Origin of the sequence: Zoogloea sp. 1C4, from assembly GCF_009469605.1 — a bacterium.
Taxonomy (GTDB): domain Bacteria; phylum Pseudomonadota; class Gammaproteobacteria; order Burkholderiales; family Rhodocyclaceae; genus Zoogloea; species Zoogloea oryzae.
In genome coordinates, this window is sequence record NZ_SSXU01000017.1 from 14424 (window position 1) to 37200 (window position 22777).

Annotated in this window: 27 protein-coding genes and 1 pseudogene; 20 read left to right on the plus strand and 8 right to left on the minus strand. The window is 67.6% G+C overall.

Features of this window, described 5'->3' with window-relative positions; genetic code table 11:
- Window positions 1–17: 17 nt before the first annotated feature.
- From GH681_RS17310 to GH681_RS17390, 17 genes are all read left to right on the plus strand, one after another.
- Complete coding sequence (locus GH681_RS17310; RefSeq protein WP_153162791.1) at window positions 18–155, plus strand: hypothetical protein; 138 nt, start codon at window positions 18–20, stop codon at window positions 153–155.
- Window positions 156–242: 87 nt separating this feature from the next.
- The gene (locus GH681_RS17315) at window positions 243–677 is read left to right on the plus strand and encodes a cyclic nucleotide-binding/CBS domain-containing protein (RefSeq protein WP_153162792.1); all 435 of its coding nucleotides are present in this window, start codon (window positions 243–245) and stop codon (window positions 675–677) included.
- 115 nt (window positions 678–792) lie between these two features.
- On the plus strand, window positions 793–1404 hold the full coding sequence (locus GH681_RS17320; RefSeq protein WP_153162793.1) for a riboflavin synthase: 612 nt from the start codon (window positions 793–795) through the stop codon (window positions 1402–1404).
- Window positions 1401–2501: a bifunctional 3,4-dihydroxy-2-butanone-4-phosphate synthase/GTP cyclohydrolase II gene (gene ribBA / locus GH681_RS17325; RefSeq protein WP_153162794.1), complete on the plus strand. Its 1101-nt coding sequence runs from the start codon at window positions 1401–1403 to the stop codon at window positions 2499–2501. The genes GH681_RS17320 and ribBA overlap by 4 nt, the downstream gene beginning before the upstream one ends.
- A gap of 31 nt (window positions 2502–2532) precedes the next feature.
- Window positions 2533–3003, plus strand: a complete 471-nt coding sequence (gene ribH / locus GH681_RS17330; protein WP_153162795.1) for a 6,7-dimethyl-8-ribityllumazine synthase — start codon at window positions 2533–2535, stop codon at window positions 3001–3003.
- Window positions 3000–3476, plus strand: coding sequence for a transcription antitermination factor NusB (nusB, locus tag GH681_RS17335; RefSeq protein WP_153162796.1), 477 nt, complete (start codon window positions 3000–3002; stop codon window positions 3474–3476). The genes ribH and nusB overlap by 4 nt, the downstream gene beginning before the upstream one ends.
- Window positions 3477–3505: 29 nt before the next feature.
- Window positions 3506–4474: a thiamine-phosphate kinase gene (gene thiL / locus GH681_RS17340; protein ID WP_153162797.1), complete on the plus strand. Its 969-nt coding sequence runs from the start codon at window positions 3506–3508 to the stop codon at window positions 4472–4474.
- Complete coding sequence (locus tag GH681_RS17345; protein WP_153162798.1) at window positions 4471–4950, plus strand: phosphatidylglycerophosphatase A; 480 nt, start codon at window positions 4471–4473, stop codon at window positions 4948–4950. The genes thiL and GH681_RS17345 overlap by 4 nt, the downstream gene beginning before the upstream one ends.
- Window positions 4950–5435 (plus strand): CinA family protein, encoded by a 486-nt coding sequence (locus tag GH681_RS17350; protein ID WP_153162799.1) that lies wholly within the window; start codon window positions 4950–4952, stop codon window positions 5433–5435. Before GH681_RS17345 ends, GH681_RS17350 begins: the two co-directional genes overlap by 1 nt.
- Before the next feature lie 174 nt (window positions 5436–5609).
- Window positions 5610–6644: a recombinase RecA gene (gene recA / locus GH681_RS17355; RefSeq protein ID WP_153162800.1), complete on the plus strand. Its 1035-nt coding sequence runs from the start codon at window positions 5610–5612 to the stop codon at window positions 6642–6644.
- A 28-nt stretch (window positions 6645–6672) separates the two neighbouring features.
- Window positions 6673–7122, plus strand: a complete 450-nt coding sequence (recX, locus tag GH681_RS17360; protein WP_153162801.1) for a recombination regulator RecX — start codon at window positions 6673–6675, stop codon at window positions 7120–7122.
- Complete coding sequence (lptB, locus tag GH681_RS17365) at window positions 7109–7831, plus strand: LPS export ABC transporter ATP-binding protein (protein ID WP_153162802.1); 723 nt, start codon at window positions 7109–7111, stop codon at window positions 7829–7831. Before recX ends, lptB begins: the two co-directional genes overlap by 14 nt.
- A gap of 15 nt (window positions 7832–7846) precedes the next feature.
- Window positions 7847–9304, plus strand: a complete 1458-nt coding sequence (locus GH681_RS17370; RefSeq protein ID WP_153162803.1) for an RNA polymerase factor sigma-54 — start codon at window positions 7847–7849, stop codon at window positions 9302–9304.
- Window positions 9305–9320: 16 nt separating this feature from the next.
- Complete coding sequence (gene raiA / locus GH681_RS17375) at window positions 9321–9644, plus strand: ribosome-associated translation inhibitor RaiA (RefSeq protein ID WP_153162804.1); 324 nt, start codon at window positions 9321–9323, stop codon at window positions 9642–9644.
- 155 nt (window positions 9645–9799) lie between these two features.
- Window positions 9800–10285, plus strand: a complete 486-nt coding sequence (ptsN, locus tag GH681_RS17380; protein WP_153162805.1) for a PTS IIA-like nitrogen regulatory protein PtsN — start codon at window positions 9800–9802, stop codon at window positions 10283–10285.
- Window positions 10254–11189 (plus strand): HPr(Ser) kinase/phosphatase, encoded by a 936-nt coding sequence (gene hprK, locus GH681_RS17385; RefSeq protein WP_153162806.1) that lies wholly within the window; start codon window positions 10254–10256, stop codon window positions 11187–11189. Before ptsN ends, hprK begins: the two co-directional genes overlap by 32 nt.
- Before the next feature lie 115 nt (window positions 11190–11304).
- The gene (locus GH681_RS17390) at window positions 11305–11604 is read left to right on the plus strand and encodes a PsiF family protein (protein ID WP_153162807.1); all 300 of its coding nucleotides are present in this window, start codon (window positions 11305–11307) and stop codon (window positions 11602–11604) included.
- Between the two features lie 78 nt (window positions 11605–11682).
- Here the strand turns inward: GH681_RS17390 and GH681_RS17395 are convergent, their stop codons facing one another.
- The 3 genes from GH681_RS17395 to GH681_RS17405 form a co-directional block, all read right to left on the minus strand.
- Complete coding sequence (locus GH681_RS17395; RefSeq protein ID WP_153162808.1) at window positions 11683–12546, minus strand: FHA domain-containing protein; 864 nt, start codon at window positions 12544–12546, stop codon at window positions 11683–11685.
- Between the two features lie 96 nt (window positions 12547–12642).
- The gene (ttcA, locus tag GH681_RS17400) at window positions 12643–13569 is read right to left on the minus strand and encodes a tRNA 2-thiocytidine(32) synthetase TtcA (protein ID WP_228111955.1); all 927 of its coding nucleotides are present in this window, start codon (window positions 13567–13569) and stop codon (window positions 12643–12645) included.
- Between the two features lie 82 nt (window positions 13570–13651).
- Window positions 13652–14401, minus strand: coding sequence for a pteridine reductase (locus GH681_RS17405; RefSeq protein WP_153162810.1), 750 nt, complete (start codon window positions 14399–14401; stop codon window positions 13652–13654).
- A gap of 145 nt (window positions 14402–14546) precedes the next feature.
- Here GH681_RS17405 and GH681_RS17410 point away from each other — a divergent pair, with 145 nt between their 5' ends.
- A complete protein-coding gene (locus GH681_RS17410) occupies window positions 14547–15707 on the plus strand; it encodes a class I SAM-dependent methyltransferase (RefSeq protein ID WP_153162853.1) in 1161 nt (386 codons plus the stop codon).
- Between the two features lie 76 nt (window positions 15708–15783).
- Here GH681_RS17410 and GH681_RS17415 read toward each other — a convergent pair whose 3' ends face one another.
- Window positions 15784–15990 (minus strand): hypothetical protein, encoded by a 207-nt coding sequence (locus GH681_RS17415; protein WP_228111956.1) that lies wholly within the window; start codon window positions 15988–15990, stop codon window positions 15784–15786.
- Between the two features lie 219 nt (window positions 15991–16209).
- A complete protein-coding gene (locus GH681_RS17420; protein WP_153162811.1) occupies window positions 16210–17013 on the minus strand; it encodes an alpha/beta hydrolase in 804 nt (267 codons plus the stop codon).
- A gap of 272 nt (window positions 17014–17285) precedes the next feature.
- Here GH681_RS17420 and GH681_RS17425 point away from each other — a divergent pair, with 272 nt between their 5' ends.
- Together GH681_RS17425 and GH681_RS17430 are read left to right on the plus strand one after the other, a co-directional pair.
- Window positions 17286–18119, plus strand: a complete 834-nt coding sequence (locus GH681_RS17425; protein WP_153162812.1) for a PEP-CTERM sorting domain-containing protein — start codon at window positions 17286–17288, stop codon at window positions 18117–18119.
- Between the two features lie 78 nt (window positions 18120–18197).
- On the plus strand, window positions 18198–18395 hold the full coding sequence (locus tag GH681_RS17430; protein WP_153162813.1) for a DUF2905 domain-containing protein: 198 nt from the start codon (window positions 18198–18200) through the stop codon (window positions 18393–18395).
- On the opposite strand, the gene GH681_RS17435 is transcribed toward GH681_RS17430, so the two are convergent.
- From GH681_RS17435 to GH681_RS17445, 3 genes and pseudogenes are all read right to left on the minus strand, one after another.
- Complete coding sequence (locus GH681_RS17435) at window positions 18360–20399, minus strand: transglycosylase domain-containing protein (protein ID WP_194271267.1); 2040 nt, start codon at window positions 20397–20399, stop codon at window positions 18360–18362. The genes GH681_RS17430 and GH681_RS17435 overlap by 36 nt on opposite strands.
- 70 nt (window positions 20400–20469) lie before the next feature.
- Complete coding sequence (locus tag GH681_RS17440; RefSeq protein WP_153162815.1) at window positions 20470–21726, minus strand: multifunctional CCA addition/repair protein; 1257 nt, start codon at window positions 21724–21726, stop codon at window positions 20470–20472.
- A gap of 34 nt (window positions 21727–21760) precedes the next feature.
- A pseudogene (locus tag GH681_RS17445) lies at window positions 21761–22715 on the minus strand (complex I NDUFA9 subunit family protein).
- Window positions 22716–22777: the final 62 nt, after the last annotated feature.

Sequence of the window (22777 nt, forward strand, 5' to 3'; positions counted from 1 at the left end):
GCCCTGCAGGAGATGACATGATGATCCGCAAGATTGCACTTCTTCTCGCCCTGGCCCTGGGCTTTGCCGCTGGCGCCCAGGCGTGCGGCGAAAACGGCGCCAAGAGCGGCAAACCCGACATGAGCAAGCCGGCCACCCCGAAGCCGAGCACCTGATCCCGGACACCACATAACAGTGAGGGCGCGACAGCGCCCCTCGCGATGATCGCCTCTGCCCATTCCAAGCCCATCAGGAGACAACCCATGCCCCACAGAACCCTGCGTCAGGTCGTTGAAGGCCAGACCCTCGTATCCGCCCTGGCCGATACCACCGTCCGCGCCGCCGCCATCTCGATGGCCAGCAACAACGTGGGCGCGATCCTCGTGGTCGACGCCGCCGGAAAGCTCGCCGGCCTGTTCACCGAGCGCGACGTGCTCAACCGCGTCGTCGCCCGCGGCCTCGACCCGGACGCCACGCCCCTCGCGGCGGTGATGACCACCAAGCTCCAGACCGCCAGCCCCGACAAGCCCCTCGCCCACGCCCTGCACATGATGTTCGAAGGCGGCTTCCGGCACGTGCCGGTAGTCGATGACGGCAAGCCGGTGGGCATGGTGTCGGCACGCAACGCCCTCGGCCTCGAAATCCACCAGTTCGAGCAGGAACTCGTCGAGCGCGACCACATCGCCGAGATTCTCTGATCCCCCGCAGCCGGGGGCGCGTCCCGCCCGGAGGTGCCCCCAGCCGTCAAGCCGGCGCGGAAATCAGCGCAAATCGCGCTAAAATTGCGGTTTCCCCTCTGGTCAGCCCAATCCCATGTTCTCCGGAATCGTTGCCGCCACCGGCCGCATCCTGAGCGTCACGCCCCTTGAAGACGGCGTGCGCCTGGCCGTCGATGTGGGCACCCTTGATCTCGACGACGTCCAGCTCGGCGACAGCATCGCCAACAACGGCGTGTGCCTCACCGTCATCGCCCAGGACGGCAAGGTCGTCAGCTTCGACGTCTCCCGCGAAACCCTCAACTGCACCGTCGGCCTCGACGCCCCCGGCGAGGTGAACCTCGAAAAGGCCCTGCGCCTGGCCGACCGCCTCGGCGGCCACCTGGTCACCGGCCACGTCGATGGCATCGGCAGCGTGCGGAAGTTCGAGCCGGTCGGCGAAAGCCACGAGCTCATCATCCGCGCTCCCGAAAGCCTCGCCGGCTACATCGCCCGCAAGGGTTCGATCACCGTCGACGGCGTGAGCCTCACCGTCAACTGGGTGAAGGGCTGCGACTTCTCGATCAACCTCATCCCCCACACCGTCCAGGTCACCACGCTCAAGCGCCTCGCCGCCGGCAGCACGGTCAACCTCGAGATCGACCTCATCGCCCGCTACGTCGAGCGCATGCAGGCCTGGCACAACGAGCAGGAAGGAAGCCCCGCATGAGCGCGCTGGCCCCGATCAACGAAATCATCGCCGACATCAAGGCCGGCCGGATGGTCATCCTCGTGGACGAGGAAGACCGCGAGAACGAAGGCGACATCGTCATTGCCGCCGAGCACATCACGCCTGAAGCCATCAACTTCATGGCCAAGCACGCCCGCGGCCTGATCTGCCTGACCCTCACCGAAGAACGCTGCCGCCAGCTGGGCATCAACCAGATGGCCCGCGACAACCGCAGCCAGTTCTCCACCGCCTTCACGGTGTCCATCGAAGCCGCCGAAGGCGTGACCACCGGCATCTCCGCCGCCGACCGCGCCCGCACCGTGCAGGCCGCCGTGGCCCGCCACGCCCGGCCCGCCGACATCGTCCAGCCCGGCCACATCTTCCCGATCATGGCCAAGCCCGGCGGCGTGCTGATCCGCGCCGGCCACACCGAAGCCGGCTGCGACCTCGCCGGCATCGCCGGGCTCGAACCCGCATCGGTGATCTGCGAGATCATGAACGACGACGGCACCATGTCGCGCATGCCCGAACTCATCGAGTTCGCCCAGCACCACGGCCTCAAGATCGGCGCGATCCGCGACCTCATCGAATACCGCGCCCGCACCGAGAAGCTCGTCGAGAAGGTCAGCGAGAAGACCGTCAGCACCCCCCACGGCGACTTCCGCCTGTCGGCCTTCGAAGACCGCACCTCGGGCGACGTGCACCTCGCCATGACCTACGGCGCCATCTCGCCCGAGGTCGAAACCTTGGTGCGCGTCCACGAACCCGTCTCGGTGCTCGACTTCCTCGACCCCACCAGCGGCCGCCACACCTTCCCGATCGACGCCGCGCTCAAGCGCATCGCCCAGCACGGCAACGGCGTGATCGTCCTGCTCTACCGCCCCCAGAGCGGCCAGGAACTCCTCGCCCAGCTCGCCACCGACCCCACCGCACCGCGCGCCGCCCTGAAGTGGGATCCGCGCCTGTTCGGCGTCGGCGCCCAGATCCTGCGCGAACTGCAGGTAGGCAAGATGCGTCTGATGGCCAGCCCGCGGAAGATCCCCAGCATGACCGGCTTCGGCCTCACCGTCGTCGGCCACGCGGCCCTCGACGCCTGACCCGGCCTCCACTCCATTTTCAGGTAACACCATGCCCCGTTACGACAACATCCCCGAAATCGAACCCAACCTCGACGGCCGCGGCCTGCGGGTGGGCGTCGTCATGTGCCGCTTCAACCTCGACGTGTGCGAAGGCCTGCTGTCCTCCTGCACCGCCGAACTGCAGCGCCTCGGCGTCGCGGCCAACGACATCACCATCGCCACCGTCCCCGGCGCCCTCGAAGCCCCCCTCACCCTCCAGGTGATGGCCCGGAGCGGCCGCTTCGACGCCCTGGTGGCCCTCGGCGCGGTGATCCGCGGCGAGACCTACCACTTCGAGCTCGTCTCCAACGAACAGGGCGCCGGCATCACCCGCGTCGCCCTCGACACCGGCGTGCCCGTCGCCAACGGCATCCTCACCACCGAAGACGACGATCAGGCCCTCGCCCGGATGCAGGTCAAGGGCGCCGACTGCGCCCAGGCCGCCGTCGAGATGGCCCGACTCCTGAAGGCCCTGGCATGAGCACCGCCAACAAATCCCCCCGCCGCCGCGCCCGCGAATTCGCCCTGCAGGGCGTTTACCAGTGGCTGCTCAACCAGTCGCCCGTCACCTCCATCGAATCCCAGCTGGCCGAAGTCGCCGGTTTCGACAAATGTGACCGCGAGCTCTTCGTCGGCCTCCTGCGCGGCACCATCACCAACGCCCCCGAACTCCAGGTCGGCTTCGCAAACTACATCGAGCGCCCGCTCAATGAGCTGTCGCCGGTCGAGCGCGGCATCCTGCTGATGTCCACCTTCGAGCTCGCCCACCGCCCCGAAACCCCCTACCGGGTCATCATCAACGAGGCCATCGAGCTGGCCAAGGGTTTCGGCGGCACCGACGGCCACAAGTTCGTGAACGGCGTGCTCGACAAGCTCGCCGCCCGCCTGCGCGCCGACGAGGTCGAAGCCAACGCCCGCGAGCGCCAGGCTGCCCGCGGCAACAAGCCGGCCTGACCCGCCAGCTGCCGGAACCATCCCGCGCGATGCCGTCCGAGTTCGCCCTGATCCGCCGGCACTTCACCCGTCCCGCCCGCCACACCGATCTGGCGGTGGGCGACGACGCGGCGCTGATCCGCCCGGCCCCCGGCATGCAGCTGGCCATCTCCACCGACATGCTGGTGGCCGGCACCCATTTCTTCCCCGATACCGACCCCACCGATCTCGGCTGGAAGACCCTCGCGGTCAACGTCTCCGACCTCGCCGCCATGGGCGCCCAGCCCCGCTGGGTGGTGCTGGCGGCCAGCCTGCCCGGCGCCGACGAAGCCTGGATCGAAGCCTTCGCGGGCGGCTTCTTCGCCTGCTGCGAAGCCTTCGACATCGACGCCATCGGCGGCGACACCACCCGCGGCCCGCTCAACCTGTGCCCGACGATCTTCGGCGAAGTGCCCACCGGCGCCGCCATCACCCGCAGCGGCGCCCGGCCCGGTGACGACCTGTGGGTGTCCGGCGCCCCGGGGCGCGCCGCCCTGGGCCTTGCTCACCTGCGCGGCGACACCCACCTCGCCGACACCTACCGCGACGACTGCCTCGCCGCCCTGCACCGGCCTCAGCCGCGGGTCGCCCTCGGCCTCGGCCTGCGCGGCATCGCCAGCGCCATGCTCGATGTGTCCGACGGCCTGCTGGGCGATCTCGACCACATCCTCGAAAGCTCCGCGGTCGGCGCGGTGATCGACGAAGCCAACCTGCCCCTCGCGCCCCTCGTGGCCGCCTGCGGCGATCCCGCCCGGGCCTTCGCCGCGTGCACCGGCGGGGGCGACGACTACGAGCTGCTGTTCACCGCTCCGCCCACCCAGCGCGCTGCCCTGGCCGATCTTTCCGCCCGACTGGCCCTGCCCCTGCACCGCATCGGCAGCATCACCCCGGCCACCCGCGGCCTGCACCTGCGCGACACCGGCGGTACCCTGCGCGAGCTCGCCGCCCGAGGCTACGACCACTTCGGCAACGGCGCATGAAGCCCAACGTCCGCTTCCTGCTCTCCGATCCAGCCCACTTCGTCGCCCTCGGCTTCGGCTCCGGCCTGTGGCCCAAGGGCCCCGGCACCGCCGGCACGCTGGCGGGCTGGCTGCTGTTTCCCCTTGTGCGCGCGCCGCTCACCGACGGCCTGTTCGCCGGACTGCTGGTGGCCTGCATCCTGTTTGGCATCCTCGCCTGCGAACGCACCGGCCGCGCCCTCGGCGTCGCCGACCACGGCAGCATCGTGTGGGACGAGATCGTCGCCATCTGGCTGGTCCTGTGGCTCACCCCCGAAGGCCTCGGCTGGCAGCTCACCGCCTTCGTGCTGTTCCGCTTCTTCGACATCGTCAAGCCGCAGCCCATCCGCTGGGTGGATGACCGCACCCGCGGCGGCTTCGGCGTGATGCTCGACGATCTCATCGCCGCCGGCTACACCCTGCTCGCGCTGGCCCTGCTCGTGAGGTTCCTCGGTTAATGGACGCCCAGCTCGAAACCCTCTCCCGCCTTGTTGGCGACCATCTCGCCGCCCGCGGCTGGCGCCTTGCCACCGCCGAATCGTGCACCGGCGGCTGGGTCGCCGAGGTCGTCACCGCCACCGCCGGCAGCTCCGGCTGGTTCGACTGCGGCTTCATCACCTACTCCAACGACGCCAAGTGCGCGCAGCTCGGCGTCTCGCCGATGACCCTCGCCCGCCATGGCGCAGTCAGCGAGCCGACCACCGCGGCGATGGTCCGCGGCACCCTCGAACGGGCCGAGGCCGACCTCGCCCTGTCGATCTCCGGCATCGCCGGCCCGGGGGGCGGATCGGCCGACAAACCCGTCGGCACCGTGTGCTTCGGCTGGGGCCGGACCGGCGAATCCCCCCAGACCGCCACCTGCCGCTTCGACGGCGACCGGGAGGCCGTCCGCCGCCAGGCAGTGGTCTTCGCGCTCACCGAACTCATCCGCCGCTACGCCTGAAATCCCATCCGCATCAAGGCCTTGGCAAATCCGGTAGACGTTCCGCCGCAACTGTATAAAATACCAGCCTGCGCGACTTTCTTCGCTCCGATACCTCTCGTGACGACGCGCGATCACCCGCACGCAAACTCTGTGCCATAATCTCCAAAACCCTTTTTACAAGGATCACGACAGATGGATGACAACAAGGCCAAGGCCCTCGCCGCCGCGCTTTCCCAGATCGAAAAGCAGTTCGGCAAGGGCTCGATCATGCGCCTGGGCGACGGCGAAGTCGAAAGCGACATCCAGACCGTCTCCACCGGCTCCCTGGGCCTCGACATCGCCCTCGGCATCGGCGGTCTGCCCCGCGGCCGGGTCGTGGAAATCTACGGTCCCGAATCGTCCGGCAAGACGACCCTCACCCTCCAGGTCGTCTCCGAGATGCAGAAGCTCGGCGGCACCGCCGCCTTCATCGACGCCGAACACGCGCTGGACGTCACCTACGCCCAGAAGCTCGGGGTCAACATCGGCGACCTCCTGATCTCCCAGCCCGACACCGGCGAACAGGCCCTCGAGATCGCCGACATGCTGGTGCGCTCCGGTGGCGTCGACGTGGTCGTGATCGACTCCGTGGCAGCCCTCACCCCGAAGGCCGAAATCGAAGGCGAGATGGGCGACCAGCTCCCCGGCCTGCAGGCCCGCCTGATGTCCCAGGCCCTGCGCAAGCTCACCGCCAACATCAAGCGCACCAACACCCTGGTCATCTTCATCAACCAGATCCGGATGAAGATCGGCGTGATGTTCGGCAGCCCCGAGACCACCACCGGCGGCAACGCCCTCAAGTTCTACGCCTCGGTGCGGATGGACATCCGCCGCATCGGCACCATCAAGAAGAACGACGAGGTGATCGGCTCCGAAACCAAGGTCAAGGTCGTCAAGAACAAGGTCGCCCCCCCGTTCCGCGAAACCCTGTTCGACATCCTGTACGGCGAAGGCACCTCCCGCGAAGGCGAGATCATCGACCTGGGCGTCCAGCACAAGTTCGTGGACAAGTCCGGCGCCTGGTACGCCTACAACGGCGAGAAGATCGGCCAGGGCAAGGACAACGCCCGCGAATTCCTCAAGAGCAACCCGCACATCGCCCGCGAGATCGAAAACAAGATCCGCGTCGCCGTCGGGCTGCCCGAGATGGCCGTGATCGCGCCCGCCGCCCCCGCCGCGGCAGCCTGAACGTCTCCGGCAGGAAACACCGTCGTCCATGGCCACCAGTCTGCATGAGCGGGCCCTGCGCTGCCTGGCCCAGCGGGAGCATTCCCGTGCCGAGCTCGCCCGCAAGCTGGGCACCCTCGGCAGCGAGGAAGAGGTGAGCGCCGAACTCGACCGTCTGGTCGAGCTTGGCCTCCTCTCCGACGCCCGCTTCGCCGATGCCTACGTGCGCGCCAAGGCGGCCCGCTTCGGCGCCTCCCGGCTCAAGAGCGAGCTCGCCCGGCGCGGCGTCGGCGCCGAGCAGATCGGTCTGGCCATTGCCGACAACTGTCCCGAGAGCGAATTCGAACGCGCCTGCGACATCCATCGCCGAAAGTTCGCCGCAGCACCGGCAGACGCGCGAGAATGGGCGCGCCAGGCGCGTTTTCTTCAAGGTCGCGGCTTTTCGACCGAAATCATTCGTAGAGTCCTGAAAGAACACCCCGGCGATGAGCCTGCTTAAAGTCAGCAACCTGCGCAAGAAGTACAAGGCCCGCACCGTCGTCCACGACGTCTCCTTCGACGTCGGCAGTGGCGAGGTGGTCGGCCTGCTCGGCCCCAACGGCGCCGGCAAGACGACCTGCTTCTACATGATCGTCGGCCTCGTGGTCGCCGATGGCGGCGAGATCACCCTCGACGATCAGGTGCTGACCCATCGCCCGATCCACCAGCGCGCCCGCCTCGGCCTATCCTACCTTCCCCAGGAGATGAGCGTCTTCCGCAAGCTCACCGTGGCCGAGAACATCCAGGCGGTGCTCGAGCTGCAGAATCTCACTAAGGCCGAGATGGCCGAACGCCTCGAACAGCTCCTTGGCGAGCTGGGCATCGAACACCTGCGCGACAACACCGCGATCTCCCTCTCCGGCGGCGAACGCCGGCGCTGCGAGATCGCCCGCGCCCTCGCCTCCGACCCGCGGCTGATCCTCCTCGACGAGCCCTTCGCCGGCGTCGACCCGATCGCCGTGATCGACATCCAGAAGATCATCCGCTTCCTCAAGGAAAAGGGCATCGGCGTCCTCATCACCGACCACAACGTCCGCGAAACCCTCGGCATCTGCGACCGCGCCTTCATCATCAATGCCGGGGAAGTGCTGGCCAGCGGCCGCCCGGAAGACATCGTCCGGAATGAACAGGTCCGTCAGGTTTACCTCGGCGAGCACTTCCGGCTTTAAGGCATCATTGTTGTCATGAAGCCCAGCCTCCAGCTCAAACTCTCCCAACATCTCGCGCTCACCCCGCAGCTACAGCAGTCCATCAAGCTGCTGCAGCTATCGACCCTCGAGCTCAACCAGGAGATCGAGAAGATCCTCCTCGAGAACCCGATGATCGAGCGGGACGAGCCGGAATCGAACCTCGGCTCCAGCCGTCTCGAAGCCCCCGGCCCGGCCGCCCCCGCCGGCAGCGAGGCCGCCCATGAGCGCGAGCAGGAGCAGGCCCGCGAATCCGACCAGCGCGAGCGCGACACCGACCGGGAGTTCGACTTCGCCGAAGGCGGCGACTGGCAGGGCTCCGGCAGCGGCTCGCGGGACGATGACGACGACAACGATTTCCAGGATCTCCAGGCCACGGTCACCACCCTGCGCGACCACCTGGACGCCCAGATCGCCCTCACCCAGCTGTCCGACCGGGATCGCGCCCTCACCCGCTTCATGATCGAGGCCCTCGACGACGACGGCTACCTCAGCCAGGCCCTCGAAGACCTCCTGCCGCTGCTGCCGCCCGAGCTCGAAGTGGATCTGGACGACCTCACGATCGCCCTGCGCCACATCCAGAGCCTCGACCCCTGCGGGATCGGCGCTGCCGACATCGGCGAATGCCTCGGCCTGCAGCTGCGCGCCCTGCCGCCCAGCCGCGAACGCGAGCTGGCGCTGGCCATCGTCGCCGAACACCTCGAACTCCTCGCCGCCCGCGACTACCTCAAGCTCAAGCGCGCACTGCGCTGCACCGACGACGAGCTGCGCGAAGCCCACGCCCTGATCCTCGACCTCAACCCCCGGCCCGGCGCCCGCTTCGCCCAGTCCGACATCCGCTATGTGGTTCCGGATGTCATCGTCCGCAAGGTCCGCAGCACCTGGGTTGTGAACCTCAACCCGGACGCGATGCCCAAGCTGCGCATCAACCAGCTTTATGCCCAGATCCTGCGGGACAACCGCGGCGCCAGTGGCTCCCTGTCCAATCACCTTCAGGAAGCCCGCTGGCTCATCAAGAACGTTCAGCAGCGTTTCGACACCATCCAGCGTGTGTCGCAAGCGATCGTTGACCGGCAGCGTCAGTTCTTCGATTATGGCGATGTGGCGATGCGCCCTCTGACACTGCGTGAAATCGCCGAACAGTTGGAATTGCACGAGTCCACCGTCTCGCGGGTGACCACCCAGAAGTACATGGCCACACCAAGAGGCATTTTCGAGTTCAAACATTTTTTCGGCAGTCACGTCGCCACCGACACCGGTGGGGCGGCTTCCTCGACGGCGATTCGGGCGCTGATTCGCCAGCTGGTAGCCGCGGAAGACAAGAAGAAACCCTTGTCCGACGCCAAGATTGCCGAGTTGTTGGGCCAGCAGGGTATCGTCGTGGCACGCAGGACCATCGCAAAGTATCGCGAGTCCCTCGATATCCCGCCGGTCAGTCTGCGCAAAACCATCTGACAGAAAGGTAAGAACCATGAACCTCAACATCACGGGGCATCACGTCGAAGTTACGCCGGCCATCCGCGAATACGTCACCTCCAAGCTCGATCGCGTGATCCGTCATTTCGACAACGTCACCAGCGTCGGCGTGATCCTCTCGGTGGAAAAGCTGCGTCAGAAGGCCGAAGTCACCGTTCACGTGCGTGGCAAGGACATCCACGTCGAGAGCGAGGATGCCGACATGTATGCCGCCATCGACGCCCTGACCGACAAGCTCGACCGCCAGGTTCTGAAGTACAAGGACAAGGCCTCCGATCACGGCCATGACTCCCTGAAGCAGCACCTCGCCGAATCCTGATCTTCGGCCCCAAGTAATCCCCTTCTCCCCGGGACCGTTGTGGCTATAATGCGCCCCAACTGACACAACGGCCCCGGCGGCACCCGCCCCCGGATTTTCCAGATTCGTTCCCGGAAACCTGTCCCGGTCCCACCGCGTACAGGAGCGTCCCGCCCATGAACCTCATCGCCAAACTTCTGCCTCCAGCCAATGTGGTCGTCGGCCTCGAGGCGAGCAGCAAGAAGCGTGCTTTCGAGCAGGCCGGCCTGCTGTTCGAGAACAATCACGGCATCGCCCGGAGCACCGTCTTCGACAGCCTGTTTGCCCGCGAGAAGCTCGGCTCGACCGGTCTCGGGCAGGGCATCGCGATCCCCCACGGACGCATCAAGGGCCTGAAGGACGCGCTGGGTGCCTTCATGCGCCTCGCCGAACCCGTTCCCTTCGACGCGCCCGACGGCCGTCCCGTGTCGATGCTGTTCGTGCTGCTGGTGCCCGAACAGGCCAACGAACACCACCTGCAGCTCCTCTCCGAACTCGCCCAGATGTTCAGCAATCGCAGCTTCCGCGATCAGCTCCTGGCCGCCCCGGACGCCCTCGCGGCCCACTCCCTCTTCGCCCAGTGGGGCAGCGATGCGCCAGACAACAGTAGCGCGGCTGTTTGACGACAACCTCGACCGCCTGAGGCTGCGCCACATCTGCGGCAGCCTCGACACCCGCATCTCGGTCTCCGAAGACCGCATCTGGCCCGCCGACATGGTCGGCCACCTCAACCTGATCCACCCCGACCGCCTGCAGATCCTCGGCTCGTCCGAGCTCGCCTGGGCTCGCCGCCAGACCCGCGACAAGGTGATCCACCATGTCCGCGAGATCCTCTCCTACGGCCCGCCAGCCATCATCGTCGCCGACGACGAAGACATCCCCAGCCTGATCCGCACCGTCTGCGCCAACGAAGACGTGGCCCTCTTCGCCAGCCCGCTGCCGGCGGCCAACGTCATCGACCTGCTGCGCAGCTACCTGTCGCGCAAGCTCGCCGAACGGGTCGCCCTGCACGGGGTGATGATGGACGTGCTGGGCCTGGGCGTCTTCATCACCGGGGATTCGGGCGCCGGCAAGTCCGAGCTCGCCCTGGAACTCATCTCCCGGGGCCATGGCCTGGTGGCCGACGACATCGTCGAGTTCTCCCGCATCGCTCCGACCGTCCTCGAAGGCCGTTGCCCGGCCCTGCTCCAGGACGTCATCGAAGTGCGCGGCCTCGGCATCCTCAACATCCGAACGATCTTCGGCGAGACCGCCTGCCGGCGGAAGATGAAGCTCAAGCTGGTGGTTCACCTCCAGCGCCGCCAGCCAGGCGACCAGGATCCGCTGCGCCTGTCCCTCGAAGGCGAGCAGCAGATGATCCTCGGCGTGCCGCTCCGCCGCGTCGTGCTGCCGGTGGCGGCCGGCCGCAACCTGGCTGTGCTCCTGGAAGCCGCAGTGCGCTCGACGATCCTGCTGCTGCGGGGCATCGACTCGACCCAGGAGTTCGTCGACCGCCAGCGTCGGGCGATGGAAGACGGCGGCTTTTGACCAAAAGACACGGCATCCGACCGCCCCGGCGGACCGGGCCGTCAACGGATTCACCCAAGCACCGTTAATGATGATGTTGCAGTTCCGACAACCCGCCCATACGAGGAGTGGCCAGATGAAAAAATTGATCCTGAGTGTCGCTGTTTCGATGTTTGCCGCCGGTCTGGCACCCGCCGCCTTCGCGGCCTCCACCCAGCAGAACAAGATGAAGGAATGCAACGCGTCCGCCGCCGACAAGAAGGGCGACGAGCGCAAGGCCTTCATGAAGGAATGCCTCTCCGCCAAACCCGCCGCCGCCGAAGCCAAGGGCACCCCGCAGCAGGAAAAGATGAAGGCCTGTAACAAGGAGGCCGGCGAAAAGGCCCTCAAGGGCGACGACCGTAAGAAGTTCATGAGCACCTGTCTGAAGGGCTGATCGCCCCCAGGCGCACATGAAACACCGAGGGCCCGTGAAGGGCCCTCTGCTTTTGCTGCACGGCCGACGTTGCCCGGCTCAGTCGAGGGCGAACGCCACCGCGTCGGACATGTTGTCACCCACCGAGAAACCGCAGCCGATGTGGCCTTTCTCGGACAGCGCGAACTCTCCGCGCTTGATGCAGTGTTCCGCCACCCCCTCCTCCAGCAGGTAAGTGCCGTTGGTGCTGGAATCGGCCAGATAGAACATGCCGTTGCGCAGCTCGATGCGTGCGTGCTGGCGGGAAACCCGCGGGTCGGACACGACGATGTCGTTGCCGGTTTCGCGACCGAACAGCAGGGTCGGATGGGCCGCATCGATCACCCACTTCTGGCCCCGGAAACTGACCCGCAGCTGCCTGACCGACTGCATCGCTTCCTGGCGGAGCTCGGCCGGCGTGGGCGGCGGCGCGTTGCCCAGTTCAAGCGCGGGAAAGGGTGCGTTGCTGGCTGCGTCGTCGAGCTTGCCGAGCAGGCGCCGCATGGACGGCGAGAGCAGCTCGGAAAGGCTCTCGGAGACGGTGATGGTGTCGGGATTGCAGCCATCCACCAGGCGGGCGGCCATCTTCTCGGCAGCGCCTTCTTCGTCGCCCCCTTCGGACTCCAGCACCACCCCGGCCCGCAGCACCAGCTTGATGCCGCTCATCGGCGGCAGCGCCCGTACCCTTTCGCGCATCTCGCGGGCCGCCAGCAGGGCAGAATCTGCATCGCCGAAACGGGCAACAATCACTTCCGGACGCAGCTCCAGCCCTTCGGCCGAATAGGCCTCCGCGCAGCGGGACATGCGGTTAAGGCAACGCTCGACGGCGTAGCCAGCCTCCGCCTCACCCAGCTTGACGGACAAACGGACACGACCTGCCACATCTGCATACAGCAGGCACCGGGTGGCGGCACGCTCATTCATCGTGGCATGCTCCGGTGATCCCCGTCTGACAGGGGGAGACAGTCACGGTGAATCCCTCAGACGTGCGCGGGAGACTGGGTGGGCGATCCATAAGCTCTAACTTCTCCAGATCCCGATGGGGATCGCTGAGGCATCTTCTTGCGCGACTGGCGGAAGTTCGGGAGTATCGAACACGATGTCGCCCTGCTCCACTTCCGTGCCGCGCGTGACGTTCAGGAAATCGAACAGCTTGCCGTCCGCCAGATGGGACGGAACGACGTTCTTCATCGCGGTGGCGATGGATACGATACGACCGGGGAAGCGACTATCCCAATCGCGTAGCATAGCCTTGATCTGCTTGCGCTGCGCGTTTTCCTGGCTGCCGCACAGGTTGCACGGGATGATCGGATATTCCATGCCCCGGGCAAACCGCTCGATGTCCTTTTCCGAGCAGTAGGCCAGCGGGCGGATCACCACGTTCTGACGGTCGTCGCTCACCAGCTTGGGCGGCATGGACTTCATCTTGCCGCCGAAGAACATGTTGAGGAACATGGTCTCGATCATGTCGTCCCGGTGGTGACCCAGGGCGATCTTGGTGGCGCCGACTTCCTTGGCGGTACGGTAGATGATGCCGCGACGCAGACGGGAGCACAGGGAGCAGGTGGTCTTGCCCTCGGGGATCTTGTCCTTGACGATCTTGTAGGTGTTCTCGGTGACGATCTTGTAGTCGACGCCGATGGATTCGAAGTACGCCGGCAGCACGTGGTCGGGGAAGCCGGGCTGCTTCTGGTCGAGGTTCATGGCCACGACGCGGAAGTTGATCGGCGCCCGCTCGCGCAGTTCAAGCAGCAGCGAGAGCAGCGTGAAGGAATCCTTCCCGCCGGACACGCAGACCATCACCACGTCGCCTTCCTCGATCATGCCGTAGTCGACGATGGCCTCCCCCGTCTTGCGCATCAGGAATTTCTTGAGGCGCAGGAAGGAATTGGAGAAACGGGATTCCGTTTCGGGAGAGTCGTCTGCCACCGGCGCGGGGACTGCCACTGCGTGTTCCATTGTTTTCCAGATGTTCGATGATTATAAGTCGGGCGAAAAGACGATCCGAAGGTGATAAATGTTAAATACGTTATAAATGCGCACTGCGCCCACCATCGACCGGAATGATCTGACCTGTGACGTAGGGCGCATCGAAGAGCAAAAAACGGACTGTCCGGGCGATATCCGACGGCGCGCCGACCCGCTGCAGCAGCGTGTGGGCCACCACGGCGTCGCGCTCGGCGGGCGGAAACTGCCCGTCCTCGGGCCACTCGATCGCGCCGGGGGCAACACCATTGACCCGGACCCGCGGCGCCAGTTCAAGGGCCAGCGCACGGGTCAGACCCAGCAGACCGGCCTTCGCGGCGCAGTAAAGCGGGTAGCCTTTCAGCGGGCGCTCGGCGTGGATATCGACGATATTGACGATCGCCCCCTGGGCTGCCTGCAGCCAGGGATTGGCCGCCTGGGCCAGGAACAGCGGCGCCTTGAGGTTGGAGCCAATCAGGTCCAGCCACGCCACCTCGTCGATCTCGCCCATCGCGGTGGGAAAGAAGCTCGACGCGTTGTTGACCAGCGCATCCAGACGCCCATAATGGGCAACAACAGCATCGACCAGACCGCCCAGCGCCCCGGTATCCAGCAGATCGGCCTGCACGACCAGCGCCGAATCGGGCCGCGCGGCATTGAAGGCCGCGGCGAGGGCATCGGCCTCATCCCGCGACTGGCGGCAATGGAGCACGACCCGCGCGCCTGCGGCATGCAGGTGGCGGGCGATTTCAGCGCCGACGCGCCGGGCTGCGCCGGTCACGAGGGCGACAGGCGCAGCTGCCGGTTGATTCATGACTGCCTGAAAAAGGGTTCTACGGGGAGCGATATCATACGGTGCCGCTGGCCGAAATGGCGCTGTCTTGCGACGTGCGGCATCCACGCGCCGCGGCACGGTAGCGCGGCAGGGTAAAATGCGGATTTTACACGCCAGCGCCGCCATGAACCTGCCCCAGCCGTCAGCCGAAGCCCTCGAACAAAGCGCTGCCCTCGTCGCCCGCCTGCAGGCCTTGATCGCTGCCGAAGGGGGCTGGATCCCGTTCTCCAGCTACATGGCCGAAACCCTCTACGCGCCCGGGCTGGGCTATTACAGCGGCGGCTCGCGCAAGTTCGGGCCGGGCGGGGATTTCATCACCGCACCGGAGCTCACGCCCCTCTTTGGCCAGGCGCTGGCCAGCCAGCTGCAGCAGGTGATGAGCCTGTCGGCGCCCCACATCATCGAAGCCGGCGCCGGCACCGGGCTGCTCGCCGCCGATCTGCTCCTCGAACTCGAGCTCCAGGGCGCGCTGCCCGAAAGCTACGGCATCCTCGAGGTCTCGGGCGAGCTGCGCGAACGCCAGTTCGACACCCTGGCCGCCAAGGTGCCCCACCTGGCCAGCCGCGTGCATTGGCTCGACACCCTGCCGGAGCGGTTCTCCGGCGCCCTGGTGGCCAACGAGGTGCTCGACGTGATGCCGGTGCATCTGGTGGCGTGGCGCCCGGAAGGCATCTTCGAGCGCGGCGTGAGCCTCGATGGCGAGGGGCGCTTCGTGTGGGCCGACCGCCCTGTCGCCGGCCGGGTGGCCGAGGCGGCCGAGGCCCTCGCGCTACCCCTGCCCTCCGAAGGCGAATACGTCAGCGAGATCAACCTCGCCGGCCGGGCCTGGGTGGCCGAATGGGCCGCGCGCCTCGAACAGGGCGCGATGATCCTGATCGACTACGGCTACCCCCGCGCCGAGTACTACCTGCCCAGCCGCAGCACCGGCACGCTGCTGTGCTACTACCGCCACCACGCCCACGGCGATCCCTTCCTGTGGCCGGGGCTCAACGACATCACCGCCTTCGTGGATTTCACCGCCATCGCCGAGGCCGGCTTCGAGGCCGGGCTGGATGTGATGGGCTACGCCGACCAGGCGAACTTCCTGTTCAACTGCGGCGTGCTGGCCTGCCTCGCGCGCCGGGCGCCCGAAGACAGCGCCGACTACATCCGCGCCTCCAAGGCCGTGCAGCGCCTCACCGGCCCCCACGAGATGGGCGAGCTCTTCAAGGTGATTGCCCTGTCGCGCAACATCGGTCAGCCCCTGATCGGCTTCCTGCGCGGAGACCGCCTGCACAGCCTGTAAGGCGGCCCAGCCAAAAAAACAGCCCGCCGACGCATCACGCCGGCGGGCTGTTTTTTGATCGAAACGCTGGGGCTGATTATTCCTGGAAGCGATACACCGCGCTCAGGAAGGCATCCACGTCGGTCGGCACCGCGTGACGCTCGTGGCTGGTGGCCGGGATCTCCTGCAGGCCAAGCGCGAGCTCGGGCGGCAGCAGGTTGGCGTTCAGCACTTCGTCATCATAGGCCGGCCCGTCGGACATCTCGGGCTCGAGGTAGCTCCGTTCACCGCTTTCCATATCCATGAAGATCACCATTTCGGCCTCCGTTCCGGGGTGAGAGACGTGTCCCCCTATTTTTCTTAACGGCTGTGGCCTCCAAAGGTTGAAGGAAATCCGGCAGACGACACCGGAAGCCCGCTTCAACGCTCCGAAATCACCGCCAGTCGCACGATTTCAGGATGGAACACAAAATGGGCGTCCGCAATGACGAAGTTCACGGCCCCGCGCGATTGGCACGACCCGTCACAGATCGAGCGACTTCAGCCACGCCAGGATTGGATCGGCCGCCACCCGCCAGTCGCTCTCCAGCATCATGCCGTGGCCGAGGCCCGGCAGGATCTGCGGTTCGACGTCGTAGCGGCGGGCGGTGAGACGCACCTGGTCGGGCGGGATCAGCACGTCGTGCTCGGCGCCCAGCACCAGCATCGGCGGCAACTCGATGCGCGCCAGGGACGGCAGGTCGAACAGCGACATGTCCCAGATCGCCCGATGGGATTCGGGCTGACAGAGGTGGTAGTAGCGCAGCAGGCGCTCGAGTTCGATGGCCTCGTGGAACAGCGCGTGGCGCAGGGTTTCCACCTGGGGCTGGCCGCCGCCCATGATGCGGTTGAGGTCGCCCAGCAAGTGCGGCTTGGAGAACGCCAGCCCGAAGGCCGAGCCAAGCAGGCCCTGGGGCGGCACCGACGACATCAGCACCACCGCCGGCGCCGTGTGACGCTCCAGGTACTTCTGGACCACCATCCCGCCCATCGAGTGGCCAATGAGCACCGGCGTCGCGGGCAGCTTGCCGGCCACCTCCGCCACGTCATCCACGTAATCCGAGATCGAGAAGCTGTCGAGGTAGGTCCGGCCGCGACTACGCCCGTGGCCCGACAGGGACACCGCATACGACGCATACCCCTGGGCGGCGAACCACGGCAGGAACTGCTCTTCCCAGCACCACGCGGCGGTGTAGGCGCCGTGCACGAACAGGAGAGGCGTCTCGCGGACCGGGCCGGAGGGGGTGTGACACAGCACTTCCAGATCGCCGAAGCGGGAACGGTTCATGGACGGAATCCTGCGGTCAGGCGGAGGGGGCTGCGGGCGGGGGAAAAGGTCATCGGCTCGGGCGTTGGAAGTGTTCAGGCGGAGAACTTACCCCAGCCGGGGAGTAGAGAAAAGCAAAAGACACGCCCGAACACCGCAGCGGCACTGTCGGGTGTCTTTACACTTTGTGGCGAATTATTTCAGCACCAAACCCAAGCCATTGTTTTACATAAACAAACCATTTTGGGCGTAAATTTTGCTTGAAATTCGTGAAATTTTTCACGGAGGCAGAAATGCGCAGGAAGCTGGCATGCAGTGCCGTTGGCAGTTTATTGTCCCTGGGCGCCATCGCGGCGCCGGTCATCTACAACAATGACGTGCTCAGTGGCCGGGCGGCCTTCGACAGCACGATCACCGGCGTCGGCGGCACGGTGCAGACGCTGGCGCTCTCCGGCCTGACGTCCAACGCCTCGAGCTGGACGCTGCCCGGATTGACGATCCGCGCCACCGACAACACCGACCGCTTCGTCTACGGTGACTACAACGGCTATCGCGCGGCGGGCCGGCCATACGCGGTCGGCGGCGCGACCATCGCGATCGCCCCGGCAGTGCCGGCGTCGGGCTCCGGGCTGACCTTCACCTTCGCCACGCCGGTCAACGCCTTCGGCCTCGAGATCGCCGACTGGGCCACCTGCTGCACCAGCGTGCTCCACCCGGACACCGGCGCGCCTGTCGGCTCCAACCTGTTCATTTCCTTCGACGGGGGCGCCACCCGCATCGTTGCCAACGCCATCAACGCCGATTCCAACCCCGGCAACAAGGATTACGACGGCGACGGCACCACCGATTACGCGTTCACCAACTTCGTCGCAGCCATCGACGACAGCCGCACCTTCTCCACCGTCACCTTCTATGGCGACGGGCTGGGCGAGGCGCTTTACGCCGGCGGCACCCTGCGCTGGGCGGCGGTGAGCACCGGCTCGGTGTCGTCCCCGGCCGCTGCGCCCGCGCCGTCGGCGATCGACGAACCGGCGGTCGTCGGGCTGGCCGGGATGGCCATCGGCGGCGCGCTGCTCAACCGCCGTCGCCGTCTGCGCTGGCAACACGGGCGGCCGGAAACGCGGTAAGGTCCGGGCTCCCGCGTTGTCGGCCGGTGCCCGTTGCGCCTGCCCGACGCTTCATTTTCGACGGCAGGTAGAGGGCCGATGCTCAAGTGGTTGCTGGCAATCGTGGTGCTGGCGGTGGTGTCGGGGCTGAGCTCCGGCTTGCCGCTGCGGCGCTGGCGCATCGGGCATCTGCCCGGCGATCTGCATTTCGACGCTTTCGGACGTCACATCCACATCCCGTTCACCAGCACGCTGCTGATGTCACTGGCGGTCTGGCTGCTGGTCCGCTGGCTTTGACGGCTCGTCGTCGAGAGGCGCGCGCACCGCGAAGGTGACGCTGTCGAGGAGCTGCCCGTCGGCGGCCATCAGATCCAGCACATGACGGCCCGCCACCGGCCGCCAGCTGGCTCGCCCGCCATTGCCGTTCGTGCTGCCATTTCCGTTGCCCACCCGCTCGCCGTTCAGACGCCACCAGGCGCCGGGCGGCAGGCGGCTGCCCTCGAAATGGATGCGAAAACCCGGATCGCCCGCCAGCGCCAACGCATCCACCAGCATGCCGTTGGCCGGCCAGGCAATCCGCGGCAGGCTGCGGGGCAGCGCCACCCGTTCCACTTCCGTGCCGCGGATGAACCACTCCCGGCGCGGGCTTTCCACCGGCGGCTCGAACACCACCAGGGTCGACACCACACCCGCCGGCGGCACCGGTCGGACGGCCGGCTGGTTGCGGTGCAGGCCGCGCAGGATCTCGTGCCAGGCGGCATTGGCCTGCGCCGGCGTGCCACGGGCACCCGCCGACCACAGGGCCACGGTGTAGCGGTCTGAAAAACCCGCCACCAGCGTCTCGCGCCCGTCGGGCACGTACTGGCGGATCACGAAGGGTTGGGGCATGCCCTCCGGGTCCAGCTCGGTGAGGATGTCGCCCACGATGAAGCCCGCCTCGGGCCGCAGCATACGCCGGGCGACCCGCTCGCCGCCGGGCGTGCTGCGCGGCGCCAGCCATAGCCCGCCATTGCCCAGGCTGCGGTAGAGGCCGGCGATGGCCAGCAGGCCGAGATCGGCCTGGCCACTGCGCCCCACATCCAGATCAGCCACCCGGAAGCGCTCGGGCAGTTGTTCGCCCACCATCCGCAGCACCGCCTGGGAGGGTTCGGAGAGGTTCTCGCCGAGGGCCCGGCGGGCGCTCACCCACAGGCGTTCGTCGGGGTTGGTGGGCGCGTGGTTGGAGAGGGAATCGTCCAGCAGGGTTGCGGCGGTGAGCTGACGGCGCTCGATCGCGATGCCGTAGACGAAGGGCAGGAGCAGGTTGCCGCTGCTGCGCAGGATCGCCGCGTGATCCGCCTGGGCCGCATCCGGCGCGCCCACGTAGGCGAGCACGTCGGCGCTGGCGTTGTCGATGACCACCGCGGCCGCATCGGTCGGGCCGAGCCGGCGGAGGGCCGCAAGGGTCAGACGCTGGGCGTCGGCGTCGAGGGTGGTGACGAGGCGCTCGCCGGGCTGCTGGAGGAGCTGGCGGGCGAGATGCGGTGCGAGCTCCCAGCGCGGGCCGAGGTGCTGCCGGTCGAGGGTCGCATCGGCCAGGCGCCGGGCAGGGCCGCAGGCCGACGGGCTACCGATGCGCTCGGCGAGCACGCAGGCCCGGCGCCCGACCACGTCGGCCTTGGCATTGGGGCCGCGCAGCAGCACCGCCAGGACCAGCGCCTCGGGCCGGCCGAGCTCCCCCGGCCCCTTGCCGAACAGCGCCCGGGACGCCGCATGCACGCCCTGCAGGTCGCCGCGGAAAGGCGCCAGATTAAGGTAGGCCTCGAGGATCTGCTCCTTGGTCCAGCGGTTTTCCAGCGCCTGGGCGGCGAGGGCCTGATCCCATTTCTGGCCGATGGAGCGCCGCGGTGCGCCGTCACGGCCGAGGGCGAGCTCCGGGTCGAGCAGCCCGGCGAGCTGCATCGACAGGGTGGAGGCGCCGCGTTTGCGGTCGTACCACAGGTTGTGCCAGAGCGAGCCGGCGAAGGCGCGCCAGTCGACCCCGGAGTGTTCGAAGAAGCGCTTGTCCTCGGCGGCCAGCAGGGCTTCCTTGAGGGCTGGCGACAGGTTGGCCAGGCCGACCCACTCCAGCCGCCGCACCCGCGGGTCGAGCCGCCGCTCGGACAGCGGGGTGCCGTCCCGGGCGAGCAGCACCCCCACCGACGGCGTGGCGCCGGCCTTCACTTCGGCAAAGGCCGGGATCGGCTGGGTCGCCCGGGCGGCGGTCGCCGAACCGGCAATCAGCAGGATCAGCGCAAATCGCCGGAATGGGGCCGGAAGCACGGAAAAAACCAGGTTCGAGGACATGTCTGGGCGGCATTGTATGCCCCCCGTCGCCAGGGTTGCCGCGGGATTACTGCCGGGCCTCCGGCGACAATCTGTCAACATTCGTTTCGTCATCCAGACCGAGCTTGCGCACCGCCGCCACCCGCGCCGCATGGACCTCCGTCGGGATCCGCGACTTGTCGGCAAGGCCCCGGGCGATGGCGCCGGCATCGACCCCGCGCACCGCCGCGAGCGCCGCCAGCAGGCGATCGCGCTGGGGATAGGGGCGGCTGGCGAGTCCGGCGCGGCCCCGGTGGTCGCAGGCGCAGGCGTCGAGCAGCGCCGCGAAGCGCTCGGGGCGGCGCAGGCCGTCGCAGCGCTCGATGAGCTTCACCACGGTGATGGCGCGCAGCACCATGGCCTGATGCACGATGCCGTGCTCGCGAGCGGTCATCAGCGCCAGATCGCGGCAGTCGGCGGGGCACTTGAGGCGTTCGCAGACTTCCTTGGCGAGCCGCTCGCTGATCGCCTCGTGGCCGTAGTGGTGGGGCAGCAGGTCGGGCCGGGTGAGGCCCTTGCCCAGGTCGTGGAGCAGGCAGGCGAAGCGCACCGCCAGCGGCTGCCCGGTGGCGGCGGCTTCGTCGAGCACCAGCAGCAGGTGCGCGCCGCAGTCCACTTCAGGGTGATGAGTCGCCGGCTGGGGCACGCCGAACATCCGGTCCACCTCGGGCAGCAGGCGGGCCAGGGCGCCGCAGTCGCGCAGCACCTGGATCATCCGGGATGGCCGGGCCTCCATCAGGCCGCGGGCGATCTCCTGCCACACGCGCTCGGGCACCAGCGCATCCACCTCGCCGGCGGCGACCATGCCGCGCATCAGATCAAGGGTTTCGGACGCCACGTGGAACTCCGCAAAGCGGGCCGCGAAGCGCGCCAGGCGCAGGATGCGCACCGGGTCTTCGGCAAAGGCCGGGCTCACGTGGCGAAAGATACCGTCGGCCAGATCGCGGCGGCCGTGGAAGGGATCGACCAGCACGCCGTCGGCGCCGCGGGCGATGGCGTTGATGGTGAGGTCGCGGCGGGCGAGGTCTTCTTCGAGCGTCACCGACGGGTCGGTGTGGAAGACGAAGCCGGCGTAGCCCGGCGCGGTCTTGCGCTCGGTGCGGGCCAGCGCGTATTCCTCGTGGGTGCGGGGGTGGAGGAAGACCGGAAAATCCTTGCCGACCGGCTTGTAGCCTTCGGCGACGAGGGTTTCAGGGGTGGCGCCGACGACCACCCAGTCCCGGTCCTTGACCGGCAGACCGAGCAGTTCGTCGCGGATGGCGCCACCGACGCAGTAGATTTCCATGGATCAGACGGGGGGTTGCAGGATCGGGGCGGGCCTAGTCGCGCCGCAACTGCGCCGCATCGAGGCGGCCGCGCTTGTTGGCGGTGCCCAGGTAGCACGGCGCGATGGCTTCCAGCGAGGTGGGCCTCCGCCCCCAGGGCTGGGGGGCGCCGCTGGCCACGTTGTCGGCGCGCATCGAGCGCACGTTGTCGCGGCTCATCAGCGTGCCGGGCAGGCATTCGAGGACAGCCGCCTGGAGCATCGCCAGCCCTTCGGGCAGCGGGATCACCGGGCGCCGGCAGCCGGTGAGCAGCCCCACGTATTCGACCAGCTGGCGCAGGGTGTAGACCTGCGGGCCGGTGAGCTCGAAGGTCTGGCCGACGGCATCCTGGCGCTCGAGGCATTCGGCCACCACGTCGGCCACGTCGCCCACAGACCGGCTGGAAGCGGGCGCTGGCGCCGCCCAGGGGCATCAGCGGAAAGCGCCGCACGAGGCCCGCGAAGAGATTGAGGAAGCTGTCGCCGGGCCCGAAGATCACCGACGGACGCAGGATGGTCCACGCCACATCGGGGCTGCCGGCGCGGATCGCGGCTTCTCCGGCGGCCTTGGAGCGCTGGTATTCCGACGGCCCGGCGGGATCGGCGCCGAGGGCGCTCACATGCACGATGCGCCCGACGCCGGCCGCCCGGGCAGCGGCGACCAGCTTGGTCGGCAGCTCCACGTGGGCGCGGGCGAAGGCCGGGCCCCACGGTGTGCCGGGGCTTGAGTGGAGCACGCCGACGAGGCTGACCACGGCATCGACGCCGTTCATCAGGCGGGCCAGCGCGGCGGGATCGAAGACGTCGGCTTCGACCACTTCGGTGCCAGGCAGGACGCGCAGGTGGCTGGCATTGGCGAGCCGGCGGGTTGGCACGATCAGGCTGACGCCGTCACGGGTGAGGCGCTCTGCGATCGCGGTACCGACAAAACCACTGCCGCCAACGAGGAGGATCTTGCGGGGAAGGGGCATGGCCGGTCTCCGGGGTAAGAAAGGGTGGGGAATCAGCTTGTTGGAGTGCGCAGCGGGCAGCT